The 23,074-nt window shown below is 72.0% G+C and carries 19 protein-coding genes; 5 read left to right on the top strand and 14 right to left on the bottom strand.

Annotation, left to right across the window (positions count from 1 at the left end; genetic code table 11):
* Nucleotides 1-203: 203 nt before the first annotated feature.
* From whiA to rapZ, 3 genes are read right to left on the bottom strand one after another with little or no spacing between them, the layout of a single operon-like run.
* A complete protein-coding gene (gene whiA / locus O7620_RS03955) occupies nt 204-1,184 on the bottom strand; it encodes a DNA-binding protein WhiA (protein ID WP_074312802.1) in 981 nt (326 codons plus the stop codon).
* 54 nt (nt 1,185-1,238) lie between these two features.
* Nucleotides 1,239-2,342 carry a 2-phospho-L-lactate transferase CofD family protein gene (locus tag O7620_RS03950; RefSeq protein WP_278121894.1) on the bottom strand — a complete coding sequence of 368 codons (1,104 nt, stop codon included), beginning with the start codon at nt 2,340-2,342 and terminating at the stop codon, nt 1,239-1,241.
* A complete protein-coding gene (gene rapZ / locus O7620_RS03945) occupies nt 2,339-3,241 on the bottom strand; it encodes an RNase adapter RapZ (protein ID WP_278126853.1) in 903 nt (300 codons plus the stop codon). Before rapZ ends, O7620_RS03950 begins: the two co-directional genes overlap by 4 nt.
* Nucleotides 3,242-3,454: 213 nt before the next feature.
* On the opposite strand from rapZ, the gene O7620_RS03940 reads away from it, so the two are divergent.
* Together O7620_RS03940 and recQ are read left to right on the top strand one after the other, a co-directional pair.
* On the top strand, nt 3,455-3,829 hold the full coding sequence (locus tag O7620_RS03940; protein ID WP_278121893.1) for a hypothetical protein: 375 nt from the start codon (nt 3,455-3,457) through the stop codon (nt 3,827-3,829).
* A gap of 76 nt (nt 3,830-3,905) precedes the next feature.
* Complete coding sequence (recQ, locus tag O7620_RS03935; RefSeq protein WP_278121892.1) at nt 3,906-5,747, top strand: DNA helicase RecQ; 1,842 nt, start codon at nt 3,906-3,908, stop codon at nt 5,745-5,747.
* Between the two features lie 66 nt (nt 5,748-5,813).
* Here the strand turns inward: recQ and O7620_RS03930 are convergent, their stop codons facing one another.
* The 5 genes from O7620_RS03930 to rsgA all read right to left on the bottom strand — a co-directional run bounded on the left by O7620_RS03930 (nt 5,814) and on the right by rsgA (nt 14,931).
* The gene (locus O7620_RS03930) at nt 5,814-6,470 is read right to left on the bottom strand and encodes a C39 family peptidase (RefSeq protein WP_278121891.1); all 657 of its coding nucleotides are present in this window, start codon (nt 6,468-6,470) and stop codon (nt 5,814-5,816) included.
* A gap of 1,490 nt (nt 6,471-7,960) precedes the next feature.
* Nucleotides 7,961-9,949, bottom strand: coding sequence for an excinuclease ABC subunit UvrC (gene uvrC / locus O7620_RS03925; RefSeq protein ID WP_278121890.1), 1,989 nt, complete (start codon nt 9,947-9,949; stop codon nt 7,961-7,963).
* A gap of 120 nt (nt 9,950-10,069) precedes the next feature.
* Nucleotides 10,070-10,552 carry a Rieske (2Fe-2S) protein gene (locus O7620_RS03920; RefSeq protein WP_151489472.1) on the bottom strand — a complete coding sequence of 161 codons (483 nt, stop codon included), beginning with the start codon at nt 10,550-10,552 and terminating at the stop codon, nt 10,070-10,072.
* Between the two features lie 168 nt (nt 10,553-10,720).
* Nucleotides 10,721-13,666, bottom strand: a complete 2,946-nt coding sequence (uvrA, locus tag O7620_RS03915) for an excinuclease ABC subunit UvrA (protein ID WP_278121889.1) — start codon at nt 13,664-13,666, stop codon at nt 10,721-10,723.
* A 194-nt stretch (nt 13,667-13,860) separates the two neighbouring features.
* On the bottom strand, nt 13,861-14,931 hold the full coding sequence (rsgA, locus tag O7620_RS03910; RefSeq protein ID WP_151489470.1) for a ribosome small subunit-dependent GTPase A: 1,071 nt from the start codon (nt 14,929-14,931) through the stop codon (nt 13,861-13,863).
* A 179-nt stretch (nt 14,932-15,110) separates the two neighbouring features.
* Here rsgA and O7620_RS03905 point away from each other — a divergent pair, with 179 nt between their 5' ends.
* A complete protein-coding gene (locus O7620_RS03905; RefSeq protein ID WP_278121888.1) occupies nt 15,111-15,827 on the top strand; it encodes a maleylpyruvate isomerase family mycothiol-dependent enzyme in 717 nt (238 codons plus the stop codon).
* Between the two features lie 7 nt (nt 15,828-15,834).
* On the top strand, nt 15,835-16,488 hold the full coding sequence (locus O7620_RS03900; protein WP_278121887.1) for an MBL fold metallo-hydrolase: 654 nt from the start codon (nt 15,835-15,837) through the stop codon (nt 16,486-16,488).
* Between the two features lie 113 nt (nt 16,489-16,601).
* Here the strand turns inward: O7620_RS03900 and O7620_RS03895 are convergent, their stop codons facing one another.
* Together O7620_RS03895 and O7620_RS03890 are read right to left on the bottom strand one after the other, a co-directional pair.
* A complete protein-coding gene (locus tag O7620_RS03895) occupies nt 16,602-17,210 on the bottom strand; it encodes a VTT domain-containing protein (protein ID WP_278121886.1) in 609 nt (202 codons plus the stop codon).
* A 100-nt stretch (nt 17,211-17,310) separates the two neighbouring features.
* Entirely contained in the window at nt 17,311-17,994 is a 684-nt protein-coding gene (locus O7620_RS03890) for a 50S ribosomal protein L11 methyltransferase (protein ID WP_347403751.1), read from the bottom strand.
* Between the two features lie 193 nt (nt 17,995-18,187).
* Here O7620_RS03890 and O7620_RS03885 point away from each other — a divergent pair, with 193 nt between their 5' ends.
* Nucleotides 18,188-18,391 carry a cold-shock protein gene (locus tag O7620_RS03885; RefSeq protein ID WP_007072071.1) on the top strand — a complete coding sequence of 68 codons (204 nt, stop codon included), beginning with the start codon at nt 18,188-18,190 and terminating at the stop codon, nt 18,389-18,391.
* Between the two features lie 49 nt (nt 18,392-18,440).
* On the opposite strand, the gene O7620_RS03880 is transcribed toward O7620_RS03885, so the two are convergent.
* From O7620_RS03880 to O7620_RS03865, 4 genes are all read right to left on the bottom strand, one after another.
* The gene (locus O7620_RS03880) at nt 18,441-19,721 is read right to left on the bottom strand and encodes an MFS transporter (protein ID WP_278121885.1); all 1,281 of its coding nucleotides are present in this window, start codon (nt 19,719-19,721) and stop codon (nt 18,441-18,443) included.
* Nucleotides 19,718-20,293, bottom strand: coding sequence for a helix-turn-helix domain-containing protein (locus tag O7620_RS03875; RefSeq protein WP_278121884.1), 576 nt, complete (start codon nt 20,291-20,293; stop codon nt 19,718-19,720). The genes O7620_RS03880 and O7620_RS03875 overlap by 4 nt, the downstream gene beginning before the upstream one ends.
* A gap of 87 nt (nt 20,294-20,380) precedes the next feature.
* Nucleotides 20,381-21,256 carry a hypothetical protein gene (locus O7620_RS03870; RefSeq protein WP_278121883.1) on the bottom strand — a complete coding sequence of 292 codons (876 nt, stop codon included), beginning with the start codon at nt 21,254-21,256 and terminating at the stop codon, nt 20,381-20,383.
* Nucleotides 21,257-21,402: 146 nt separating this feature from the next.
* Nucleotides 21,403-23,073: a CocE/NonD family hydrolase gene (locus tag O7620_RS03865; protein ID WP_278121882.1), complete on the bottom strand. Its 1,671-nt coding sequence runs from the start codon at nt 23,071-23,073 to the stop codon at nt 21,403-21,405.
* Nucleotide 23,074: the final 1 nt, after the last annotated feature.

Below are 23,074 nucleotides of genomic sequence, written 5' to 3'. Positions count from 1 at the left end.
CGCCGACCGTTGGAGCCGGCCGTCGACGGTTCATCTCGGCCACCCCGCCGCGCGGTCTGAGGACCTGACCGCCCGAGGCGGTGGGCACGACGAGAAGTGCCGGTGTCGGCCCCCTTGCCGTACGCAGCGACCTTATCCGAGCGTGCGAGACCACGCTGCGCCGGGTCGTGCTCCCGGGCGCACCGTGCGGCCCCACCGTCCTATCAGACCACGAGCATGTCGGGCGTGACGGCTGCTTCGGTATCCGGGATGCCCAGGTCCCGGGCCCGCTTGTCGGCCAGCGCGAGCAGCCGGCGGATCCGCCCGGCGATGGCGTCCTTGGTCAGCGGCGGCTCCGCGAGCGCTCCCAACTCCTCCAGCGACGCCTGTCGGTGCTCCAGGCGCAGTCGACCGGCGTCGGTCAGGTGGTTGGGTGCCTCGTCGGCCAGGATCTCCAGCGCACGGGTCACCCGGGCGGCGGCGGCCACCGCGGCACGCGCCGAGCGGCGCAGGTTCGCGTCGTCGAAGTTGGCCAGCCGGTTGGCGGTGGCCCGCACCTCGCGGCGGACCCGCCGTTCCTCCCACGCCAGCACGCTGGAGTGCGCGCCGATGCGGGTGAGCAGCGCGGCGATGGCGTCGCCGTCCTTGACCACGACCCGGTCGACCCCGCGTACCTCACGGTTCTTCGCGGTGATGCCGATCCGGCGGGCCGCGCCGACCAGCGCGAGCGCCGACTCCGGCCCCGGGCAGGTGATCTCCAGGGCGCTGGAGCGGCCGGGCTCGGTGAGCGAACCGTGCGCCATGAACGCGCCGCGCCACGCGGACACCGCGCAGCAGACGTTCGCCGCCACGACGTGCGGGGGCAGCCCGCGCACGGGGCGGCCACGCACGTCCAGCAGGCCGGTCTGCCGGGCGAGGGCCTCGCCGTCCTTGACCACCCGGACGATGAAGTGGCTGCCCTTGCGCAGCCCACCGGAGGCCAGCACGTGGATCTCGCTGGGATAGCCGTAGACCTCGGCAATCTCCCGCCGAAGCCGCCGGGCCACCGCGCCGGTGTCCAGTTCAGCCTCCACCACCACGCGGCCGGAGACGATGTGCAGCCCACCGGCGAAGCGCAGCAGCGCAGCCATCTCCGCCCGCCGACAGCAGGGCTTGGGCACGTCGACCCGACTCAGCTCGTCCTTGACCGCAGCCGTCATCGCCATTGTGCGTCCCCTCACGGACCGGTTCCGGCGTGTCGCCGGAGATTACGTACGTGTCTAACGATCGGCGCCCAGGACAGGCACCAGCGCGGCGCCCAGGGCAGCCGGATCATGGCGGGGAGTGCCGTCGAGGACGGCGACGGGGGCGAGGACCAGGCGGGCACCCAGCGATTCTGCCGCACGTTCGACCGGTTCGGGGTCACCCACCGCCTTGGCGTCGGCCAGCACGAGATCCACCTTGAGCTCGGGAAGGTACCAGCGCAGCGCCGCGAGATGATCGGCGACGGAGAGCCCGAGGGTCTCCTTCTCCGCGGCGAGGTTCAGCGTGACCAGCCGCCGGGCCGGGCTGGACACGATCGCGTCGGCCAGCTGCGGCACCAGCAGATGCGGCAGCACGCTGGTGTACCAACTCCCCGGCCCGAAGATCAACCAGTCCGCCGAGCCGATCGCGGCGAGCGCCTCGGCGCAGGCCGCCGGGGCGGCCGGGGTGAGCCGCAGCGACTCGACGTGCCCGGTCGTGACCGCCACCTGGTGCTGGCCGCGGACGGTACGCACCTCGTCCGGCGCGGCCGGGTCGACCCCGCGCACCCGGGCCTCGATACCGACCGGCTGGCGGGACATCGGCAGCACCCGGCCGACCGCGCCGAGCATCGCGCCGGCGTGCTCCAGCGCCGCCACCGGGTCACCGAGCAGCTCCATGAGGCCGCAGAGCACCAGGTTGCCCACCGCGTGCCCGGCCAGCCCGTCGGTGCCGGCCGGCGTTGCGTCGGTGCCGGCTGGCGGCCCGTTGGTGCCGGCCGGCGTTGCGTCGGTGCCGCCCGGGCCGGCGCCGGGCCGGTCACTGCCGTCGGCCGCCGCCGGGTCGGTCGCGTCGTCCCGGGGTACGCCGAGCGGCACGGCCGCGAAGCGGTGCTGGAAGAGGCCGGCGCTGCGCCGGGTGGCCGGATGGTCACCGGCCAGCGCGACCAGGGCCTGCCGCAGGTCGCCCGGCGGCAGACCACCGCGCTCGGCGCGCAGCCGGCCACTGGAACCGCCGTCGTCGCCGACCGTGACCACCGCGGTGATGTCCAGGTCGAGTTCGGGGGCGCAGTGGCGCAGCGCGCGCAGCGACGCGGACAGCCCGTGCCCGCCGCCGAACGCCACCACCCGGCGCGCCGTCATTCCCGCCCCAGGTCGCGGTGCTGCGCGTTGGCCGCCAGCCCGGACTGGCGCAGCCGCCCGGCCAGCTCCTCGGCGATGGCCACGCTGCGGTGCTTGCCACCGGTGCAGCCCACGGCGACGGTCAGGTACCGCTTGCCCTCCCGCTCGAACCCGGTGGTGGTGGCGTTGACCAGGTCGGCGTACGAGGCGACGAACGCGTCCGCGCCCTCCTGACCCAGCACGTACGCGCTGACCGCCTCCTCCCGACCGGTGTGCTCCCGCAGCTCCGGCACCCAGTACGGGTTGGGCAGGAACCGGGCGTCCAGCACGAAGTCGGCGTCCGGCGGCAGGCCGTACTTGAAGCCGAACGACAGCACGGTGACCCGCAGCCGGCGGGCGTCCTCGCCGCCGAACAACTCCTCGATGCGCCGTCGGAGCTGGTTGACGTTCAGGTGGCTGGTGTCGATGATCACGTCGGCCTGGTCGCGGGCCTCCTCCAGCAGGCCACGCTCCACGGCGATGCCGTCGGCCAGCCGCCCGTCACCCTGCAACGGGTGCGACCGGCGCACGCTCTCGAACCGCCGGATCAGCACCTCGTCGTCGGCGTCGACGAACACCACCCGGGGCGAGAATCCACGTTCCTTGAGTTCACGGATCGCACCGGCCAGGTCGGTGGAGAAGGCCCGCGAGCGGACGTCGAGCACCATCGCCGTACGCCGGGCCGCTCCCCCGGCCTTGAACGCCAACTCGGCCATGTCGAGCATCAGCGCCTGCGGCAGGTTGTCCACCACGTAGTAGCCGACGTTCTCCAGGGCGCGGGCGACGGTGCTGCGGCCGCCGCCGGAGAGCCCCGTGACCACCACCAGCGTGGTCTCCGACTCGGCCGTGGGCTGCCCGTCGGCGCCGACCGGTGCGTCGATCCGGTCCGCGGCTGTGCGCGCCTCGCTCACCCGTACCCCCAAGCCGTGGCGCCGCGGCCGCCATCGGCCGCGATTGGTCAATCAGCGACTCTATCCCGCCGCCCGGCCGAGGCCCGGCACCCGTCGCGCATCACACGGCCACCGGCGGCCGTCGGTCGCCCTCCCGACAGCAACGACCCTTGATGACGATCAGTAACCGTCAATACGCTCATCGTGATCGTCGCAGGTCAAACCGACATCTGGGAGGGTGTGATGCACGACCTGGCGGACAAGAACAAATACGTCGGCTTCCTCTTCATGCGAATCAGCCCGGAGTACTTCGCCCTCGGCCGGGAGGGCATCCACGAGGTCTCCGCCGAGCACGCCCGGGACCTGGGCCGCTTCGCCAAACAACTCACCCACGTCGTCTGTACCGGCGTGAACGGCAAGTACGACCAGGTCACCATGGTCGAGGCGGACACCCTGGAGGAGATCAACGCGGCGGCCACGGCGTTCCGGATGGGCGGCAAGGCCCGCTACATCGAGATCGTCGACATCGTCGTCGGAATGAAGGCGCCGCCGCGCGGCCTGGCGAACCGGTCGAGCTGACCACACCCTCGTCCGGCGTGCCCGACACCGGGTGCGCCGGACGTGCGGTGTCGGGGTGGGCTCGTAGACTCCGCGGATGGCCTCCCCCACCGACCTGCGTACCGAGGACGCGCTGCCGGTGCTGCGCCGGGTGTTCGGGTACGACGCCTTCCGCGGTTTCCAGCAGGACGTGATCGACCACGTGGTCGCCGGCGGCGACGCGCTGGTGCTGATGCCCACCGGTGGCGGCAAGTCGCTGTGTTACCAGATCCCGGCCCTCGTCCGCGACGGCGTCGCGGTCGTCGTGTCGCCCCTGATCGCGCTCATGCAGGACCAGGTGGACGCGCTCACCGCGGTCGGCGTCCGCGCCGGCTTCCTCAACTCGACCCAGAGCCTCGACGCCCGACGCCGGGTCGAGGCCGCCTTCGTCGCCGGCGAGTTGGACCTGCTCTACCTGGCCCCGGAGGCGCTCGGCGTCCGCTCCACCCTCGCCCTGCTGGACCGGGGGCGCATCTCCCTGTTCGCGATCGACGAGGCGCACTGCGTGTCCCAGTGGGGGCACGACTTCCGCCCCGACTACCTCGCGCTGTCGATGCTGCACGAGCGCTGGCCGCAGGTCCCCCGGATCGCGCTGACCGCCACCGCGACGAGCGCCACCCGCACCGAGATCGCCACCCGGCTCAAGCTCGACGACGCCCGGCACTTCGTGGCCAGCTTCGACCGGCCCAACATCCAGTACCGGATCGTGCCCAAGCGGGAGCCGCGCAAGCAACTACTGGCCCTGCTGCGCGACGAGCACCCCGGCGACGCCGGGATCGTTTACTGCCTGTCCCGCGCCTCGGTGGACAAGACCGCCGAGTTCCTCGTCGCCAACGGGGTCGCCGCCCTGCCGTACCACGCTGGCCTGGACGCGGCCACCCGCGCGGCCAACCAGCAGCGCTTCCTGCGCGAGGACGGCCTCGTCATGGTCGCCACCATCGCCTTCGGCATGGGCATCGACAAGCCCGACGTCCGGTTCGTCGCCCACCTCGACCTGCCCAAGTCGGTCGAGGGCTACTACCAGGAGACCGGCCGTGCCGGCCGTGACGGCCTGCCGTCCACGGCCTGGCTGGCGTACGGGCTGCAGGACGTGGTCCAGCAGCGCAAGATGATCGAAACGTCCGACGGTGACCTCGCGCATCGGCGCAACCTCGCCGCCCACCTGGACGCGATGCTCGCCCTGTGCGAGACGGTGCGCTGCCGCCGGGTCCAACTGCTCGAATACTTCGGCGAGACAACCGCGACCGCCTGCGGCAACTGCGACACCTGCCTCACCCCGCCGGAGTCCTGGGACGGCACGGTCGCCGCCCAGAAGCTGCTCTCCACCGTCTTCCGGCTCGACCGCGAACGCAACCAGCGGTTCGGCGCCGGGCACTGCATCGACATCCTGCTCGGCAAGCAGACCGACAAGATCAGCCAGTACGGTCACGACAAGCTGACCGTCTTCGGTATCGGCTCGGAGCTGAGCGAGGCCGAATGGCGAGGCGTGGTCCGACAACTGCTCGCCGAGGGGCTGCTCGCCGTCGAGGGCGACTACGGCACCCTCGCCCTGACCGACGCGAGCGCCGACGTACTGGGCCGCCGCCGTACCGTCACGATGCGCCGCGAGCCGGAGAGGCCGGCATCGAGCCGCTCGTCGAAGCCACGCGGCTCGGCCACCGTCGTCGCCGAACTGACCCCGGCCGCCGCGCCGGTCTTCGAGCGGCTGCGCGGCTGGCGGGCGGCCACGGCCAAGGAGCAGGGCGTCCCGGCGTACGTGATCTTCCACGACGCGACGCTGCGACAGATCGCCAGCGACGCGCCGTGCACCCTCGCTGAGCTGTCCCGGGTCAGCGGGGTCGGCGAGAACAAACTCGCCAAGTACGGCGAGCAGATCCTTGCCGTCCTCGCCACCGACTGACTGACCGCATGCCGAAGGGCCGGGCCCCGGTTGGGGTCCGGCCCTTTCGGTGTGTGGGTGTGTGGGTCAGCTGGTGGAGTAGCCGCGGGTGGCGATCCAGTCGGCGAGGTGCTCGACGCTGATCCAGTAGGAGGCGGTGTCGGGGTTGGCGGAGTCGGCGATCTTCACGGTGTTGCCACCGTCGCGGTAGCCGACGACGCTGATGTAGTGCCCGCCCTCGAACGAGTGGGTGATGCCGTCGGTGTCGGTGCTGGTGCCGGCGATGTTGGCGACCACGGCCCGTCCGTCGTCGACGGTGGTGACGATGTCGGCGCGCAGCTTGTCGGTCTGCGTGGCGTCGGCGTTCGGGTTGGGGATCTCGACGGAGTGGTAGGCGTTGGGCTTGCCGGTTTCCTTGTTCAGCACGGGGGTGATGTCGTTGATGGAGTTGGTGCCGGCCTCGGTGGTGCCCATTTCCTTGGCCATGTCGTCGACGTTGATGTTCTTGCCCTGTACGGACAGGGCGTTGCGGGTGGCGGCGGGGCCGCAGTAGTAGAAGTTCGGCTGGGCTTCGTAGCGCACGGCCAGTTCCCGCTCACCGCTCTTGCGGTCGGTCTGGGTGTGGGTGCTCGGTGTGGTCGGCGACGCGGCGTAGGCGGCGGTGACGGGGCCGGCGATGGCGCCGCCGGTGAACGCGAGGCCAGCGGCGGTCAGGGCGGTCTTACGGATCAGATCGGTACGCATGATGGCGTGCTCCTCTGCCTGTCGGGGGATACCGCAACGGCACGCTGGGGGTGCGTGCCGGTGCGGGGGAAGTTCAAGGGGAATCTGCCCGGCGACCCACAGGGGGGGCCGGCGTCGGGACAGGGTGTAACGGTCCGCAGCGGCGGATCATTCCGCCAGACCGTCGGGCCTGTGGTGCTCGGTGGTGCCGGGGGTGTAACCGGCCGGGCCCGGGGATCATTCCGCCGGGCCGTCGGCCTGTGGTGCTCGGCTGTGCCGGGGGTGTAACCGGCCGGGCCCGGGGATCATTCCGCCAGACCGTCGGGCCTGTGGTACTCGGTGGTGCCGGGGGATGTACCTGGCCCTCGTGCCCGGACGGAGCCGCGGGCTCCGTTGAGCGTGATGCCGGTCAGTCATCTTGATGCCGGTGTGGCATCACGATCACTGAGAGATCCTGCCCCGCATCCCGCGACACCCCACCGGTGGACAGCACCGGACCGGCGGATCATCGCGCCACCTGCCCGGCCGGTCATGCTCCCGGGGGGGTAACCCGGGGCGGTCAGGCCCATGTTCCCAGCGACCGCCCGCACACCAGCGACCGAAGTCGCGGTGGCATGCCAGGTATAACGACCCCGCCCGGCCCCCGATTCCACCACCGCGATGCCCCCGGTCACTCGACACCCCACCCCAAACCCGACAGCCCACCCCAAACCCGACAACCCACCAACCGCAGACCCCAACCAGAACCAGACACCCGCCACCACACCACGCAAACAGGCGGCACCCAAGATCCGCGCACCATCCGGGAGGCCGCCGTCTACCGACAGGATCAGGGAGCAACCTCCCCGACGGATCGCGACCGCAGACGGTCCCGCCGCGGACGGTCCCGACCGCAGACGAGCGCGACCAGACCACGAGTGGCGACCGTGCCACGAGTCTGCGGAGGTCGCCGGGCAACGGGCTCCAGGGATCCGCACCTCGCGAACCCGACAACCCACCCAACTCGGCCCGTCGGCCGGCGGTCACCGATCCGGGGACACCCCGCGCCACCCCGACCACGTCCAGCCGCGACCCGCCCAAAGACCAAGATGCGCTCGATCCAGGAAACAGGCCCCACCCCGCGATGACGAGGCCACTACATCCAGAGGATCGAGCGCGATCATCCCTGGCGGCTACAACACGGCGGCCACGGCGCGGCGCGATCGACTCGGGTTCCGTGAAAGCGGGGTGTCCGGGTGCGGGAGATACCCCGACATCAAGGAAGGCGAGTGGATCATGCCCGCCTCCACCGTTCGCCCACTCCCACCCGCATCCGCATCCGGCCGGGGTACCCGCCCATGATCGTGCTCGATCCAGGAAACAGGCCCCACCCCGCGACGACGAGGCCACTACATCCAGGATCGAGCACGATCATGCGTGGCGCGACGCGACGCGCCCCATCAGGGGGCGGAGCGAGGACAGTCGGCGTGGGCTGATTGGCCGGTCCCAGCCGGCAGAGCGAGCGGCAGTGCTCAGGTGGTGGGTGTCGCTTCCGCGCCGTCGTCGGCCCGCGCGTCCTTGTCGAGGGCGGCCAGGATCGCCTCGGCGGTGCGCCGACCCAGGCCGGGCACCTCGGTGATCTCGTCCACGGTGGCGGCGGAGAGTCGCTTGAGCGAACCGAAGTGCCGCAGCAGGGCCTTGCGCCGCACCTCTCCCAGGCCGGGTACGTGGTCCAGTGCCGACTCGGTCATCCGCTTGGAGCGGCGTTGCCGGTGGAAGGTGATGGCGAAGCGGTGCGCCTCGTCGCGGACCCGTTGCAGCAGGTAGAGCCCTTCGGAGGTGCGCGGCAGGATGACCGGGAACTCGTCGTTGGGGAGCCACACCTCCTCCAGTCGCTTGGCGAGCCCGCAGAGCGCCACGTCGTCGATTCCCAGGTCGGCGAGGGCCTGGGCGGCGGCGGCGACCTGCGGGGCGCCGCCGTCGACGACCACCAGCTGGGGTGGGTACGCGAATTTGCGCGGCCGTCCGGTGGTCGGGTCGATCAGGACGCCGACCTGCGGCTCGGCGGCGTCCGCCGGGGCGGCCGGGTCGTCGGTCGACTCGACGCCCACCTCGCCCGTCTCGGCCCGCGCGTCCAGGTAGCGGGCGAAGCGGCGGCGCAGCACCTCGGACATCGCGGAGAGGTCGTCGGTGGCGCCTCGGACGATGAACCGCCGGTATTCGCTCTTGCGGGGCAGCCCGTCCTCGAAGACCACCATGCTGGCCACCACGTCGGTGCCCTGGATCTGGGAGATGTCGAAGCATTCGATGCGCAGCGGCGAGGTGCGCATGTCCAGCGCCTCGCTGATCTCGTCCAGTGCCTTGCCCCGGGTGGTCAGGTCACCGGATCGCTTGAGTTTGTGCCGGGCCAACGCGTCCTTGGCGTTGCGCTCGACGGTCTCCATCAAAGACCGCTTGTCGCCGCGTTGCGGCACCCGCAGCGACACCCGGCTGCCCCGGTGGGTGGTGAGCCATTCGGCCAGCGCGTCGGCGTCCGCCGGCAGCTCGGGCACGAGCAACTCCCGGGGTACGTCGCTCTCGCCGTGCTCCCCGCCGTACACCTGGGTGCAGAAGTGGTGCACCAGGTCGCCGGTGGTCAGGTCCTCGGTCTTCTCCACCACCCAGCCGCGCTGGCCACGGACCCGGCCGTCACGGACGTGGAAGACCTGCACGGCCGCCTCGAGCGGATCGTCGGCGAACGCGACCACGTCGGCGTCGGTGCCGTCGCCCAGCACCACGGTCTGCTTCTCCATGGCGCGGCGCAGCGCGGCCACGTCGTCGCGTAGCCGGGCGGCCCGTTCGAACTCCAGTTGCTCGCTCGCCTCGGTCATCTCACGTTCGAGCTTGCGGACCATCGTGTCGGTGCGGCCGGCCATGAAGTCGCAGAAACCGTCGACGATGGCGCGGTGTTCGTCGGCGGAGACGGTGCCGACGCACGGCGCCGAGCACTTGCCGATGTAGCCGAGGAGGCAGGGGCGACCAACCTGGCCGGCCCGCTTGAACACCCCGGCGGAGCACGTGCGGGCAGGGAACACGCGCAGCAGCAGGTCGAGGGTCTCCCGAATGGCCCAGGCGTGTGAGTACGGCCCGAAGTAGCGCACGCCCTTGCGCTTGGCGCCGCGCATCACCTGCAGCCGCGGGTACTCCTCATTGAGGGTGACGGCCAGGTAGGGGTACGACTTGTCGTCGCGGTAGCGGACGTTGAACCGGGGGTCGTACTGCTTGATCCAGGTGAACTCCTGCTGGAGCGCCTCGACCTCGGTGCCGACGGTGATCCAGTCCACCGACTCGGCGGTGGTGACCATCTGCCGGGTGCGCTCGTGCAGGTTCCAGACGTCGCCGAAGTAGGAGTTGAGCCGGCTGCGCAGGTTTCGCGCCTTGCCGACGTAGATCACTCGGCCGGTGCCGTCACGGAAGCGGTAGACCCCCGGCAACTCCGGGATGGTGCCGGGTGCGGGACGGTAGGTCGAGGGGTCAGCCACACCGACAATCCTAGTCCGCACTCCCGACACCCCACGGTCAGCGCTTGATCAACTCGGGCTCCGGGGACGGCGGGGTGTCGCCGGACACCCCCGGCCACGAAGCCCGAGTCGATCAGCGCGTCAGGCGAGGGAGATCTGGTCTCCGGTGACCTTGATGTCCTTGGGCGGCAGCGGCTTGGTGGCCGGCCCGGCCTTCACCGAGCCGTCCTCGATCGAGAACTTGCTGCCGTGACAGGTGCAGTTGATGGTGCCGCCGTCGACGTTCGTGACCGGGCAGTTCTGGTGGGTGCAGATGGGGCTGAAGCCCTTGAACTGACCGGCGGCGGGCTGGGTGATCACCACGCCCTCAGCCGCGAGGACCTTGCCGCCGCCGACCGGGATGTCGGCGGTGGTGGCCAGCGACTGGGCGTTCTGCCGGTCGCCGCCGCCGGCGTCACCGGTGCTGGGCACCGCCGGGCCACCGCTGGTGGGTGCGTCGCTGCCACTGCCGTCGTCGCTGCCGCAGGCGGCCAGGACGACGGCCGCACCGACCGCACCGACACCGGTGAGCAGGGCTCGACGGGTCTGCGTACCGGGACCGGTCAGCGCCTGATCGTCACTCATGCCTCGCCTCTCTCTAGCCCGCTGCGCCGGTCCGAGAGCCGGCCACACTTCTTCACACGGGCAACTGTGCCGGATGGTTCATCGCGCCGCCTGTCCGACCCGGGAAATGCGGACGGGGCGGGCCCGACCGGACCCGCCCCGCACACAATCGGCCACGCCCGACCGGGGTCAGCGTGCGGCGGCCGGCACCTTGCGAGCGGCCCGCGCCTTGGTGACGCCGTTGGCCTTGGCGGCGCGGGTGGTGGCGGCGGCCGCGCCCTTGGCCTCGCCGTCAAGCTTGAGCACCTGGCGCAGGAACTGGCCGGTGTGGCTCTCGGCCACCTCGGCCACCTCCTCGGGGGTGCCGGTGGCGAGCACGGTGCCGCCCCGGTGGCCGCCCTCCGGGCCCATGTCGATCAGCCAGTCGGCCGTCTTGATCACGTCGAGGTTGTGCTCGATGGTGATCACCGTGTTGCCCTTGTCGACCAGGCCCTCCAGCACCATCAGCAGCTTGCGGATGTCCTCGAAGTGCAGGCCGGTGGTCGGCTCGTCGAGCACGTAGACCGTCCGCCCGGTGGAGCGCTTCTGCAGCTCGGACGCGAGCTTGACCCGCTGCGCCTCACCGCCGGACAGCGTCGGCGCGGGCTGGCCGAGGCGTACGTAGCCCAGGCCGACGTCGACAAGCGTCTTGAGGTGCCGGTGGATGGCCGGGATGGCGGAGAAGAACTCGGCGGCCTCCTCGATCGGCATCTCCAGCACGTCCGAGACGGTCTTGCCCTTGTAGTGCACCTCGAGGGTCTCCCGGTTGTACCGGGCGCCCTTGCAGACCTCGCAGGGGACGTACACGTCGGGCAGGAAGTTCATCTCGATCTTGATGGTGCCGTCGCCGGAGCACGCCTCGCAGCGCCCACCCTTGACGTTGAACGAGAACCGGCCCGGACCGTACCCGCGGACCTTCGCCTCGGTGGTCTCGGCGAAGAGCTTGCGGACGTGGTCCCAGACGCCGGTGTAGGTGGCCGGGTTGGAGCGCGGCGTCCGGCCGATCGGCGACTGGTCCACGCCGACGACCTTGTCCACGTGCTCCAGGCCGGCGACCCGGGTGTGCCGGCCGGGCACCAACCGGGCGCCGTTGATCTGGTTGGCCAGCACCGCGTACAGGATGTCGTTGACCAGCGTCGACTTGCCCGAGCCGCTGACCCCGGTGACGGCGATCAGCTGACCCAGCGGGAACGACACCGTCAGGTTGCGCAGGTTGTGCTCCCGCGCTCCGTGCACCACCAGCTCGCGGGCCGCGTCCTGCGGGCGGCGCGACTTCGGCGTCGGGATCGACCGCTTACCCGACAGGTACGCGCCGGTGATCGACTCCTTGTTCTTCAGCAGGGCCGGCACCGACCCGCTGTGCACGATCTTGCCGCCGTGCTCGCCCGCGCCGGGCCCGATGTCGACGATCCAGTCGGCGACGCGGATGGTGTCCTCGTCGTGCTCGACCACGATCAGCGTGTTGCCCAGCCCGCGCAGCCGGATCAGGGTCTCGATCAGCCGGTGGTTGTCGCGCTGGTGCAGCCCGATCGACGGTTCGTCGAGCACGTAGAGCACGCCCACCAGGCCGGAGCCGATCTGGGTGGCGAGCCGGATGCGCTGCGCCTCGCCGCCGGACAGGGTGCCGGCCGGCCGGTCCAGGGAGAGGTAGTCCAGGCCGACGTCGAGCAGGAACCGCAGCCGGGCGTTGATCTCCTTGAGGACCCGCTCGGCGATCATCTTTTGCCGGTCGGTCAGCTCGATGCCGGCGAGCAGGTCGGCGCACTCGCCCACGGACAGGTTGCAGACCTCGGCGATGCTCTTGCCGGCGAGGGTGACGGCGAGCACCTCGGGCTTGAGCCGGGCACCGCCGCAGGCCGCGCACGGCACGTCGCGCATGTAGCCCTCGTACTTGTCGCGGGACCACTCGGACTCGGTGTCGGAGTGCCGGCGCTCGATCCACTGCACCACACCCTCGAAGCCGGTGTAGTAGGAGCGCTCGCGGCCGTACTTGTTGCGGTACCGCACGTGCACCTGGTCGTCGGAGCCGTGCAGGATCGTCTTCTGCGCCCGGGCCGGCAGCGCCCGCCACGGGGTGTCGACGGTGAAGTGCTGGGCGTCGCCGAGCGCCTCCAGCAGGCGCAGGAAGTATTCCAGGTTGTGCCCGGTGGACCAGGGCTGGATGGCGCCCTCGCGCAGGGTGCGCTCCGGGTCGGGGACCAGCAGCTCCGGGTCGACCTCCTTCTTGGTGCCCAGGCCGGTGCACTCCGGGCAGGCGCCGTACGGGGCGTTGAAGGAGAAGACCCGGGGCTCGAGATCCTCGATGGCGAGGGGGTGGTCGTTGGGGCAGGCCAGGTGCTCGGAGTAGCGGCGCTCCCGGTCCGGGTCGTCCTCGGGGAGGTCGACGAAGTCGAGCAGCACCAGACCGCTGGACAGGCCCAGGGCGGCCTCGACCGAGTCGGTCAGCCGCTGCTTGGCGCTCGGCTTGACGGTGAGCCGGTCGATCACCACCTCGATGGTGTGCTTCTCCTGCTTCTTGAGCTTCGGCGGCTCGGTGAGCGGGTGCACCACACCGTCGACGCGGGCACGGGCGTAGCCCTTGGCCTGCAGCTCGGCGAAAAGGTCGACGTACTCACCCTTGCGGCCGCGGATGACCGGGGCGAGCACCATGAACTTGGTGCCCTCGGTCATCGCGAGGACCCGGTCGACGATCTGCTGGGGGCTCTGGCGGGAGATCCGTTCGCCGCAGACCGGGCAGTGCGGCTCGCCGATGCGGGCGTAGAGCAGGCGCAGGTAGTCGTAGACCTCGGTGATGGTGCCGACGGTCGAACGCGGGTTGCGCGAGGTGGATTTCTGGTCGATCGAGACGGCCGGGCTCAGGCCCTCGATGAAGTCGACGTCGGGCTTGTCCATCTGGCCGAGGAACTGCCGGGCGTACGACGAGAGCGACTCGACGTAGCGCCGCTGCCCCTCGGCGAAGATCGTGTCGAAGGCCAGGCTCGACTTGCCCGACCCGGACAGCCCGGTGAACACGATGAGCGCGTCCCGGGGCAGGTCGAGACTGACGTCACGCAGGTTGTGCTCGCGCGCGCCACGGATGATCAGTCGGTCGGCCACGGTGCGTGTACTCCCGGGAGAAGACGATGCGGAGGATCTGTCCCGCTCTGGAGTGATTCTGAGCGGTTGTGCGGGCGCGGAAATCACGCCTCGGCAACTCTAGCCCCGAGGTACGACAGTTTCCCGCGCCCGCACATTCCCCCAGCTCAGCCCGGTCGGCCGCGCGCCCGCGAGCGCGGCACGCACCGCCGGGCTCAGTAGCCACCGGGCGCCGGCGGTCGGGCCGCCCGACGTCGGGCCGAGCGCCACCCACCGCGTCGTTCGGCGGCCGTGCGCGCCTCCCGCCGCCGGCTCTCGTGCGCCACCTCACCCTGCAGCCGCCGCCAGCTCTCCCACCGACGGGTGGAGAGTTCGCCGGTGCGCAGCGCGTCGCGGACGGCGCACGCCGGCTCGCCGTCGTGCCCGCAGTCGGCGTACCGGCAGCCCTCGGCCAGCCCGGCGATGTCGGCGAACGCCCGGTCGAGCCCCGTCACGCCGTCGAGCAGGCCGACCGCCCGTACCCCGGGCGTGTCGATCACCGCACCGCCGCCGGGGATCGGTACGAGCGCCCGCCAGGTGGTGGTGTGCCGACCCTTGCCGTCGACCCGCCGGATCGCCTGGGTGGGCATCATCACGGCACCGGCGAGGGCGTTGACCAGGCTCGACTTACCGGCACCGGACGGCCCGAGCAGGCCGAGGGTGCGACCCGGCGCCACCTCGGCGCGCAGCGGGTCGAGCCCGACGCCGCGCTCGGCGCTGACCGGCAGCACCGGCACACCGGGTGCGACCGCGGCGAGTTGCCGGGCCAGCGCGCCCGGGTCGGCCGCGAGGTCGGCCTTGGTCAGCACGACCAGCGGCCGGGCTCCGGACTCGTGCACCAGGGCGAGCAGTCGCTCGATGCGGCCGACGTCCGGCTCCGGGTGCACCGGCTCCACCACGGCGGCGGCGTCGAGGTTGGCGGCCAGCACCTGGCCGCTGGCGTCCTTACCGGCGGTACGGCGGATCAGCGCGGCCCGCCGCGGCAGCACCGCCTCGACGGTGACGCGGCCGTCGGGCCACTGCCCGAGCAGCACCCAGTCGCCCGCGCAGGGCAGCGTGGAGGGATCCCGGGCGGCGGCGGCCAGGACCGCTCCGCCCAGGCTGGCCCGGACCGGGCCGGAGGCGGCGAGCACCGTGCAGACCCCGCGGTCCACCCGGGCCACCCGGGCCGGTCGGTGCTCACCCCGCCGGGTGCCGTACGCCGCGCGCTCGGCGTCCCAGCCGAGGGCGGTCAGATCGATCGTCATGGCATCCTCATCGGTGTCGAAACGGGTGATGGCGGAACACGCGTGTCACGGCCGGCATGATCACCACCTCCGTCCGACGTCCCGGTGCCGCGTATGCCGCCGACGGTAGGGCGCGCGCCGACGCGCCGAAAGCGATTTCCCCGGCGACGACGCGCCCGGTTCACCGCTAGGGTCTACGGGTGACCACGGATCCGCTGCTGCTGATGGGTGAGGTGGACGCCGCCACCGACCGGTTGCTGCGGACCGCGGCTACCTTCGACACCGCGGACCTGGCGGGCCCCTCGCTGCTGCCGGGCTGGACGCGCGGGCACGTCCTGGCCCACCTGGCGCGCAACGCCGACGGCTTCGTCAACCTGCTCACCTCGGCCCGCACCGGGCAGCCGGTGCCGATGTACGCCTCACTCGCGGCCCGGACGGCCGACATCGAGTCCGGCGCCGGCCGGCCACCCGCCGAGCACCTGGACGACCTGCGGCGTACCGCGGACCTGTTCGCCGAGGCGGTCGCCGCCATGCCGGCCGAGGCGTGGGCGGCGACGGTGCAGGCTCGCCGGGGCCCGTGGCCCGCCGCGCTGCTCGTCTGGGGTCGGCTGCGCGAGATCGAGGTGCACCATCTCGATCTGGCCGCCGACTACCGCGCCTCGGCATGGTCGGAGACGTTCACCCTCCGGCTGCTGCGCGAGGCGGCCACCCACCACGGCAACCGGCCGGCGCCGCCGTCGATGGTGCTGCGTGTCGACGGCGGCCCGCACGAGTTGGTGATCGGGGACCGGGTCGGCGCCCCGGTCGTCTCCGGTCCCGCACCGGACCTCGCCGCCTGGCTGATCGGCCGTGGCGGCGGCGACACACTCGCCGTCACACCCGACGGCCCCCTGCCTACTCCACCGGAATGGATATAGAAACGTCATGACCTACAGCGGAGATGTCACCCACGGCGGCCCGCCGGCGGTACGGGAGTTGGACGGGCTCACCATCAGCAAGCTGTCGGTGGGTCCGATGGACAACAACGCCTACCTGCTGCGCTGCACGGGCACCGGTGAGCAGGTGCTCATCGACGCGGCCAACGAGGCACCCCGGCTGCTGGAGCTGATCGGCGACGGCGGGCTGACGGCCGTGGTGACCACCCACCAGCACATGGACCACTGGGTGGCACTGGAGGAGGTGGTGGCCAAGACCGGTGCGCGGGCGCTGGTGCACGCCGACGACGCGGCGGGGCTGCCGATCGAGGCGGAGCGGCTCGCCGACGGTGACACCGTGCCGGTCGGCGACTGCGCGCTGGAGGTCATCCACCTCAAGGGGCACACCCCGGGTTCGATCGCGCTGCTCTACCGTGACCCGGCCGGCACCGGCCACCTCTTCACCGGTGACAGCCTCTTTCCCGGTGGGGTCGGCAACACCGACAAGGACCCGGAGCGGTTCGCCGCGCTGATCGACGACGTCGAGCACAAGCTGTTCGACCAGCTTGCGGACGACACCTGGTTCTACCCCGGCCACGGCAAGGACAGCACCCTGGGAGCCGAACGCCCAGCCCTCCCCCAGTGGAAAGCCCGAGGCTGGTAACGACCAACGGGGAAACCCGACGCTGACCGAAAACCACCAAGCCCGACAAACCACCGGTGGGCGGCGACCCCCCGGACGAGCCGCCACCACGACGGGGGCGGAACCGCAGCAGCTCAGGAAGCGACAGCGAACAACCGACGCCGGGCACCCAGCAACACGACGGAAGCCAGCACCAGCCCAACGCCCATCGTGACCAGCAGAGGGCTCGGCGTGCCGGGCAGCAGTCCGGCCAGGGACCGCGACGCGGTGCCCAGCGCGAGGTAGAGGCCGGCCCAGGCGGCGACGCCGAGTGTCGCGCAGCCGAGGAACCGGCGGTACGACATCCGCAGCCCGCCGGCGGCGAGCGGCAGCAGCGCGTTGAACACCGGCAGGAACGGCGCGACCACCATCATCCCGCCGCCGCCGCGGCGCAGGATCCCTTCCGCCGCACTCCAGCGGGCCTCGCCGATCCAGTCACCGACCCGGCTGCTGCGGAGGCGTTCGGCGTACCGGCGGCCGACGAGGAAACTCAGCGACCAGCCGGCGAGGCAGCCGGCGAGCACCGCGGTGAAGGTGGCGAGCCCGGTGGCCGGTCGGCCCACCCCGACCGCGGCGAGGATCGCCACGTCGCCGGGGATGAGGACGCCGAGCAGGGGTACGGCGTCGAAGAGCATGACGATCCCGAGCGCGCCCATCAGCAGCAGGATGGGCAACTCTCCGACCTGGGCCAGCCATTGCGTCATGCTGCGTACGCTATGGCCGACCTGCCACCGTGGACATCCGGTCGCGTCCCCCAGCGTCCCCTGGTATCGGCCTCGGGGTCACCCCTGAGTGGTCTCGGCGTCACGCGGGTCGCAGCACCCGGACCCGGCGCAGCGACGAGTCGACGGATGGTTCGGTGGTGGGCACCGGGTAGTCGGCCAGCACCGTCAACCGGTCCTCGGGCAGGTGCCCCCGGTCGGGGTCGCCGACCAGGACGTCGGCACCGCCGGCGGCGGCCCGTTGCAGGAACGGCAGCACCCGGTCGGCCAGCGCGCGGCTGTAGAAGACGTCGCCGGCGACCACCAGGTCCGCCTCCGCGTCGGCGCGGTCGAGCAGGTCGTCTCCGGTCGTGTCGACGTCGACCTGGTTGGCGCGTGCGTTGACGGTGACGGCGGCCACGGCGTACGGGTCGATGTCGTTGGCGACGACCCGGGTCGCGCCGCACAGCGCGGCGGCGATGGCCACCAGCCCCGATCCGGCGGCGAGGTCGAGCACCCGCCGGCCGACGACGAGTTCCGGGTGGTCCAGCAGGTGCCGGGCCAGGGCCTGGCCGCCGGCCCAGACGGAGGCCCAGTAGGGCGGTGGCAAAGTGTGCCCGGCGGCCGCCTCCATGCGGGCCCACCAGACGATGGCGTCCTCGGCGAGGTGCAGTCGTACCTCCGGGACGAACGGGATGGGCACCAACTGGAGCCGGTCCAGGCCGCTGCCGGGCGCGTCGATCTCGCGCTCCAGCACGGTCAGCGCGGTGGCTGTGGCACCCCTCATCGGCGCAAGCATGCCCCAGCGGAGAGTCACCGGGGTCGTTTTCAGCCGCCGGCGCGCAGAGTTCACTCGACTTCGCACGAAGACCTACGGCACTTCGGCCGGCAGATCGCGGGTTTGCCCGTTACTGTCGAACAGGTACGGGCGATCATCGGCCACAGGTCGAGGGTCAGCCGCTTTGAACAGGGAGAGATGCATGGCAACCGGCACGGTTAAGTGGTTCAACTCGGAAAAGGGCTTCGGCTTCATCGAGCAGGACGGTGGAGGGCCGGACGTGTTCGTCCACTACTCCGCCATCGCGACGAGCGGCTACCGGGAGCTCAACGAGGGCCAGAAGGTCGAGTTCGAGGTGACCCAGGGGCAGAAGGGTCCGCAGGCGGACAACGTCCGCCCGATGTAGCTCCGTGCCGGTGACGGCGGCCGGTTCGCCGGTCGCCGTCGCAGCGCACTCAAGACGCCGCCGGGGCGGCGGGCAGGTCCCGCCGCCGCCGGAGCGGTCCCATCACCAGAATCATCGGCGTGAGGGCCAGCCAGGTGGTCATCACCGTGATCGCTGTCGCGACGCCGTAGCGTGCGCCGAGCGCACCGGCCAGCACGGCCGCGAGCGGGATGGCGCCGAAGTTGAGCAGCTGCATGCTCACGGTCACGCGGCCGAGCAGGTGGTGCGGGGTGTACGTCTGCCGGAAGGCGCCCTTCACCACGTTGCCGACGGCGACGCCGAGGCCGATCAGCACCCCGCCGAGCGCCGGCCAGACGAGGCCGGCGCCGGGTGCGGCCAGGGGGATGAGCAGCGCGGGCGGTCCGGTCAGGGCCGCCCCGATCAGCATGGCCCGCGCGGTGCCGCAGCGCCGCGCCAGCGTGGTGGCCAGCAGCGCGCCGACGATCCCCCCGACGCTCATCACCGCGACCACGGCGCCCACCATGCCGGGCGCGAGTCGCAGCTCGCGCACCAGGAAAACCACCAGGACGGCCTGGTAGCCGGTGAGCCCGATGTTGCTGGCCGCGCCGAAGACCGTGAGCACCCGCAGGTACGGGTCGCGGATGACGAAGCGCAGTCCTTCGGCGATGTCGCGGCGCAGTGACCGGGAGTGGGCGGCCCGTGCGGCGGGTGGCTCGACGGTGCGGATGCGCAGCAGGAAGGCCGCGGAGAGCAGGAACGTGAGGGCGTCCAGCAGCAGCGCGGCGACGGCGCCGGTGAGTTGGGCGATCAGGCCGGCGATGCCCGGCCCGACGACATAGCTGACGGTCTGGGTGGCCTGGAGTTTCGCGTTGCCCTCGGGCAGCTGGTCGGGTCGCAGCACGACGGGGAGGTAGACCTGGTCGGCGGTCTCGAAGAAGACCCGCGCGGTGCCGGCGCCGAGCGCGACGAGCAGCAGGTGCCCGACGGTGAGCTGGTCCAGTGCGGCGGCCAGTGGCACGCTGAGGAAGGCCAGCGCGCAGAGCAGGTCGCAGACCACCATCACCGGCCGGCGTGGCAGCCGGTCCACCCACGCGCCGGCCGGTAGGCCGATCAGCAGCCAGGGCAGCCAGGCCGCGGCGGTGAGCACCGCCACCTGGAAGGTGCCGGCGTCGAGGACGGCCACGGCGACCAGCGGCAGCGCGACCGTGGTGACGTTGCTGCCGACGCTGCTGACGGTCTGGCCGGCCCAGAGCAGCCGGAAGTCCCGATGCCGCAGCAGTCCGCCGCCCGGCCGGGCCGGGCTCGGATCGGTGCGGGTGGCCGCGGTCACGGCCGGGCTGGAACGCCGTGGGCGAACACGAAGACCAGCTGGCGGTCCCGCCCGTCGTCGGGCAGCGGCCGGTCGGCCCAGCGGGCTAGCAGGTCGATCATTTCGCGGCTCAGCTCGGCCAGTTCGTCCGGGGTGAGGTGCAGCCACTTGTCGGTGGAGAAGGGGCCGTCGTGCCAGGTGGCCTGCGTCGAGTCGTCGGCGGCGTGCCAGGCTCGGGCCAGGGCGACGTGCCGGTCCAGGTTGAGCGACGTGGCGGCGTCGGCGACGGCTCGGGCGGCCGGGTCGGCGTCGAAGTCGCTGTTGGACCAGCGCACCCCCCGGGTGACCAGTCGCCACCACCGCTCGCGCCGGTCCCGGGCCAGTTCGGGGGCCTCGGTGACCAGCTCGCCGGCGGCGAGGACCTTGAGGTGGTGGCTGACGTTGGCGGGCGCCTGGTCGGTGCGGTCGGCGAGCATGCCGACGGTGGACGGCCCGTGGACCTTGAGGACGTCCATCAGGCGGCGGCGCAGCGGGTGGGCCATGGCCGCGAGGACCCGGGAGTCGGTGACCTGGCGTAGGTCGGGGCTTTCCATGCGGCCCAACCTGCCATCCGCAACCACTCTTGCGCAATATACGTTGCCCAATGATTGTTGCGGAGTGGCGGGCGGAGCCGCCGACGATCAGGCGACCAGCCGGCGCGCCAGTTCGTCGGCGACCTGCTTGGCCATGGTCGGCGGGATGGCCGCGGCGATCCGCTCGGGGGTCAACCCGGCGAGCACACCCTGGACGATGGCGGGCTCGTCGGTGAAGTCCCGGCCGGACAGCGCGGTCAACGCGGCCTGCAGCGCGCTCACCTGCGCGGCGATGGACGTCAGCGTCGGGCTCTCCGGCTTGTAGTTGCTGACGGTGGCGTCCTGCCCCAGCGCCATACGGGTGTAGATCTGACCGATCGGGTTGCGACCGTCCAACAGGGTCAGGTTCTGGTGGACGGTGGCCAGCCAGGCGTGCTCTTCGGGGGTCATGTCGTTGTCCTCCAGGAGTCCGATGGAGCTGAGGTAGCGGCGGAACAGCGGCCGCTGGTCACGGCCCGCCTTGATCGCGTCGCGGAAGAAACTGAAGTGGGTGTGCCAGCGGTGTGTGGTGTCGCCACTGGTGCGCTTGCCGAGCCGGTCCCACCGCTTCACGGTCGTACCGTCGGGGCTGTAGATGATCTCGCGGATGTCGCGGGTATCCGCCGCGTTCGCGACGCACTGCCCCACACACCAGACCGAGAAGCTGGCCAGGGTGTGGGTACGACCGGCGGAGCGGACCTCGAAGCCGCCGACGTCGAGCGCCGCGGCGTCGAGGGTCAGGCCGGCACCGTCGCGGGGTGACTCCACCACGGAGTAGTCGTTGGTGACGACCCGGTCCGATCCGCAGTGGTACCCGCCCCGGTGGTCGGCGTCGCCGACGATGCCGACCTCCGCCGGCTCCAGATCGTCCGGTCCGGGAGCGTTGTCGAGATGGGTGAGAAGCAGACTTCGGAGGGCCAACAGATTCGCCGGGGCCCGGGTCATGGGGTCCCCCTTTCCAATGGATGGGGGCCGGGCGTGCGACATCACACCGCGTACGCGGTCAGGAAACTTCGGGCGAGCCCGGCCTACTGGTGCACGGCGCCGGGCGTTAGCACAACCATAGCCCGCAATTTCGATGAATGCCCAGCTCAGCGGCTTATAGATTGTGCGGAACCACTGTGGATGATCGGCAGCATCAGCGCGGAGGGGTGCTCCGGGTCGTGCAGAACCTCTCGCCATCCGGCACACAGCGTCACTGCCGTACCAAGGGATTCGCCGCTGCCCGGGTTGCGCGCCCAGCGCGGATGGGCGCCTCCGGAGACCTGCAACCGCAACCGGTGCCCGGCGGCGAACCGGTACGCGGTCGGCCAGAGCGGCACCGGAACCCGCAGCGCGCCGGACGCGTCGCCCGGGAACCGGTCGGGGGTGACCCGGACCAGCCCGTCGCACACGTTCCAGGACCGGCCCCGACGGTCCACGTCGCACAGTCGCACGAAGACATCGAGGTACGGCAGCTCACCGCGGACGTGGATCTCGGCGCGCACCGGGCCGATCACTTCCAGCGGCCGGGCCAGCGGGGCGCTGGTGTAGGTCAGCACGTCGGGGCGGGCCTCGACACTTCCGTTGTCCACCGTGCCGGCCCGCTGCGCGACGAGCAGCGGCCCACCCACCGAGGGGGTCGGATCGGCCGGGTCGTAGCGGAACCCGTCCGGCGTCGACCCGACCGGCGGACGCGCCGCCAGCTCGCCGCCCGGGTGCAGGTGCCACGCGGTGTCGACCGCGGGCGGCGGCCAGTCCGGCAGGTCGCGCCAGCCGCCGCCCCGGCCTGCCACGTGCAGCCGGACCGGCGCCGGCCCGCCCGGAGCCCGGCCCGCCGGGGTCAGGTGCGCGTCGAGCCAGGCCAGCCCCTCGCGCAGGGAGGCGGCGAACAGGCCGGGGCTGCCGTGCGTCCACGGACCGATCACGAGACGCCCTCGGGCGCCGGCGGCGCGCAGCGTGGCGTGGTCGTCGAGCTGGGCGGGCAGGAAGATGTCGTGCCAGCCGGTGACCATGAGCACCGGCGCCCGTACCCGGGCGACGCGGTCGGCGAAGACCCGTGTCCGCCAGTACGGGGCGTCCGGGGTGTGGTGGCGCAGCCACTCCTGGAAGAAGGGGATCCGCACGCCGGTGGCCACCCGGTCGGCGTCGGCCAGCGGCAGATGTTCCAGCGCGGCGGCCAGCCGGGGCTGCCCACGCTTGAGTTCCCACTGCCGGGCCAGCCACGGCACCGTCTGCGCGTGCAGCAGCTCCGCCCAGGTCAGCACCGTGTCCAGGGCGAACGACTCCCCCGCGTACGTCGAGTCCCGGGTGGCCGAGGCGGTCACCACCGCGACCATCGCGCGCAGGTCGTCGCCGGCGTCGGCGGCCAGCGCCCACTGCGCGAAGCCCTGGTAGCTGACGCCGAACATGCCGAGCGCGCCGGCCCACCAGGGTTGGCGCCGCAGCCAGTCGAGGGTGTCCAACCCGTCGTCGCGCTCGTGCACCAGCGGGGCGAAGGTCCCACCGGATCCGCCGGTGCCCCGGCAGGACTGGATCACCGCGTGCTGGCCGCGTGCGGCGAGCAGCCGCCCGAGCAGCCGCAACGGCCCACCCCGTCCGTACGGGGTGCGGATCAGCACGGTGGGCGCGTCGGGGGCGGCCGGGGCGTAGTGGTCGGTGCGCAGCACCACGCCGTCGCGGGCGCGTACCGGAATGTCCCGGGTGACCCGCACCGGTCCGGTGCGGGTCGGCGGCAGCCGCAGCGCGGCACCGGCCAGGCGGGCGACGAGACGACGCGACACG

The organism is Micromonospora sp. WMMD710, assembly GCF_029626045.1.
Classification (GTDB): Bacteria; Actinomycetota; Actinomycetes; order Mycobacteriales; family Micromonosporaceae; genus Micromonospora.
The sequence above is the reverse complement of the archived record's forward strand: the minus strand, read 5'-3'. Positions and strand labels throughout refer to the sequence as shown.

Bases quoted from the DNA above. Each gene is read 5' to 3' on its own strand.
- O7620_RS03930 (WP_278121891.1), bottom strand. From the start codon at position 6,470: ATGCGTACCGATCTGATCCGTAAGACCGCCCTGACCGCCGCTGGCCTC.
- O7620_RS03870 (WP_278121883.1), bottom strand. From the start codon at position 21,256: ATGACCCGGGCCCCGGCGAATCTGTTGGCCCTCCGAAGTCTGCTTCTC.
- O7620_RS03875 (WP_278121884.1), bottom strand. From the start codon at position 20,293: ATGGAAAGCCCCGACCTACGCCAGGTCACCGACTCCCGGGTCCTCGCG.
- O7620_RS03885 (WP_007072071.1), top strand. From the start codon at position 18,188: ATGGCAACCGGCACGGTTAAGTGGTTCAACTCGGAAAAGGGCTTCGGC.
- O7620_RS03890 (WP_347403751.1), bottom strand. From the start codon at position 17,994: ATGAGGGGTGCCACAGCCACCGCGCTGACCGTGCTGGAGCGCGAGATC.
- recQ (WP_278121892.1), top strand. From the start codon at position 3,906: ATGGCCTCCCCCACCGACCTGCGTACCGAGGACGCGCTGCCGGTGCTG.
- O7620_RS03900 (WP_278121887.1), top strand. From the start codon at position 15,835: ATGACCTACAGCGGAGATGTCACCCACGGCGGCCCGCCGGCGGTACGG.
- O7620_RS03950 (WP_278121894.1), bottom strand. From the start codon at position 2,342: ATGACGGCGCGCCGGGTGGTGGCGTTCGGCGGCGGGCACGGGCTGTCC.
- O7620_RS03895 (WP_278121886.1), bottom strand. From the start codon at position 17,210: ATGACGCAATGGCTGGCCCAGGTCGGAGAGTTGCCCATCCTGCTGCTG.
- rsgA (WP_151489470.1), bottom strand. From the start codon at position 14,931: ATGACGATCGATCTGACCGCCCTCGGCTGGGACGCCGAGCGCGCGGCG.
- O7620_RS03920 (WP_151489472.1), bottom strand. From the start codon at position 10,552: ATGAGTGACGATCAGGCGCTGACCGGTCCCGGTACGCAGACCCGTCGA.
- whiA (WP_074312802.1), bottom strand. From the start codon at position 1,184: ATGGCGATGACGGCTGCGGTCAAGGACGAGCTGAGTCGGGTCGACGTG.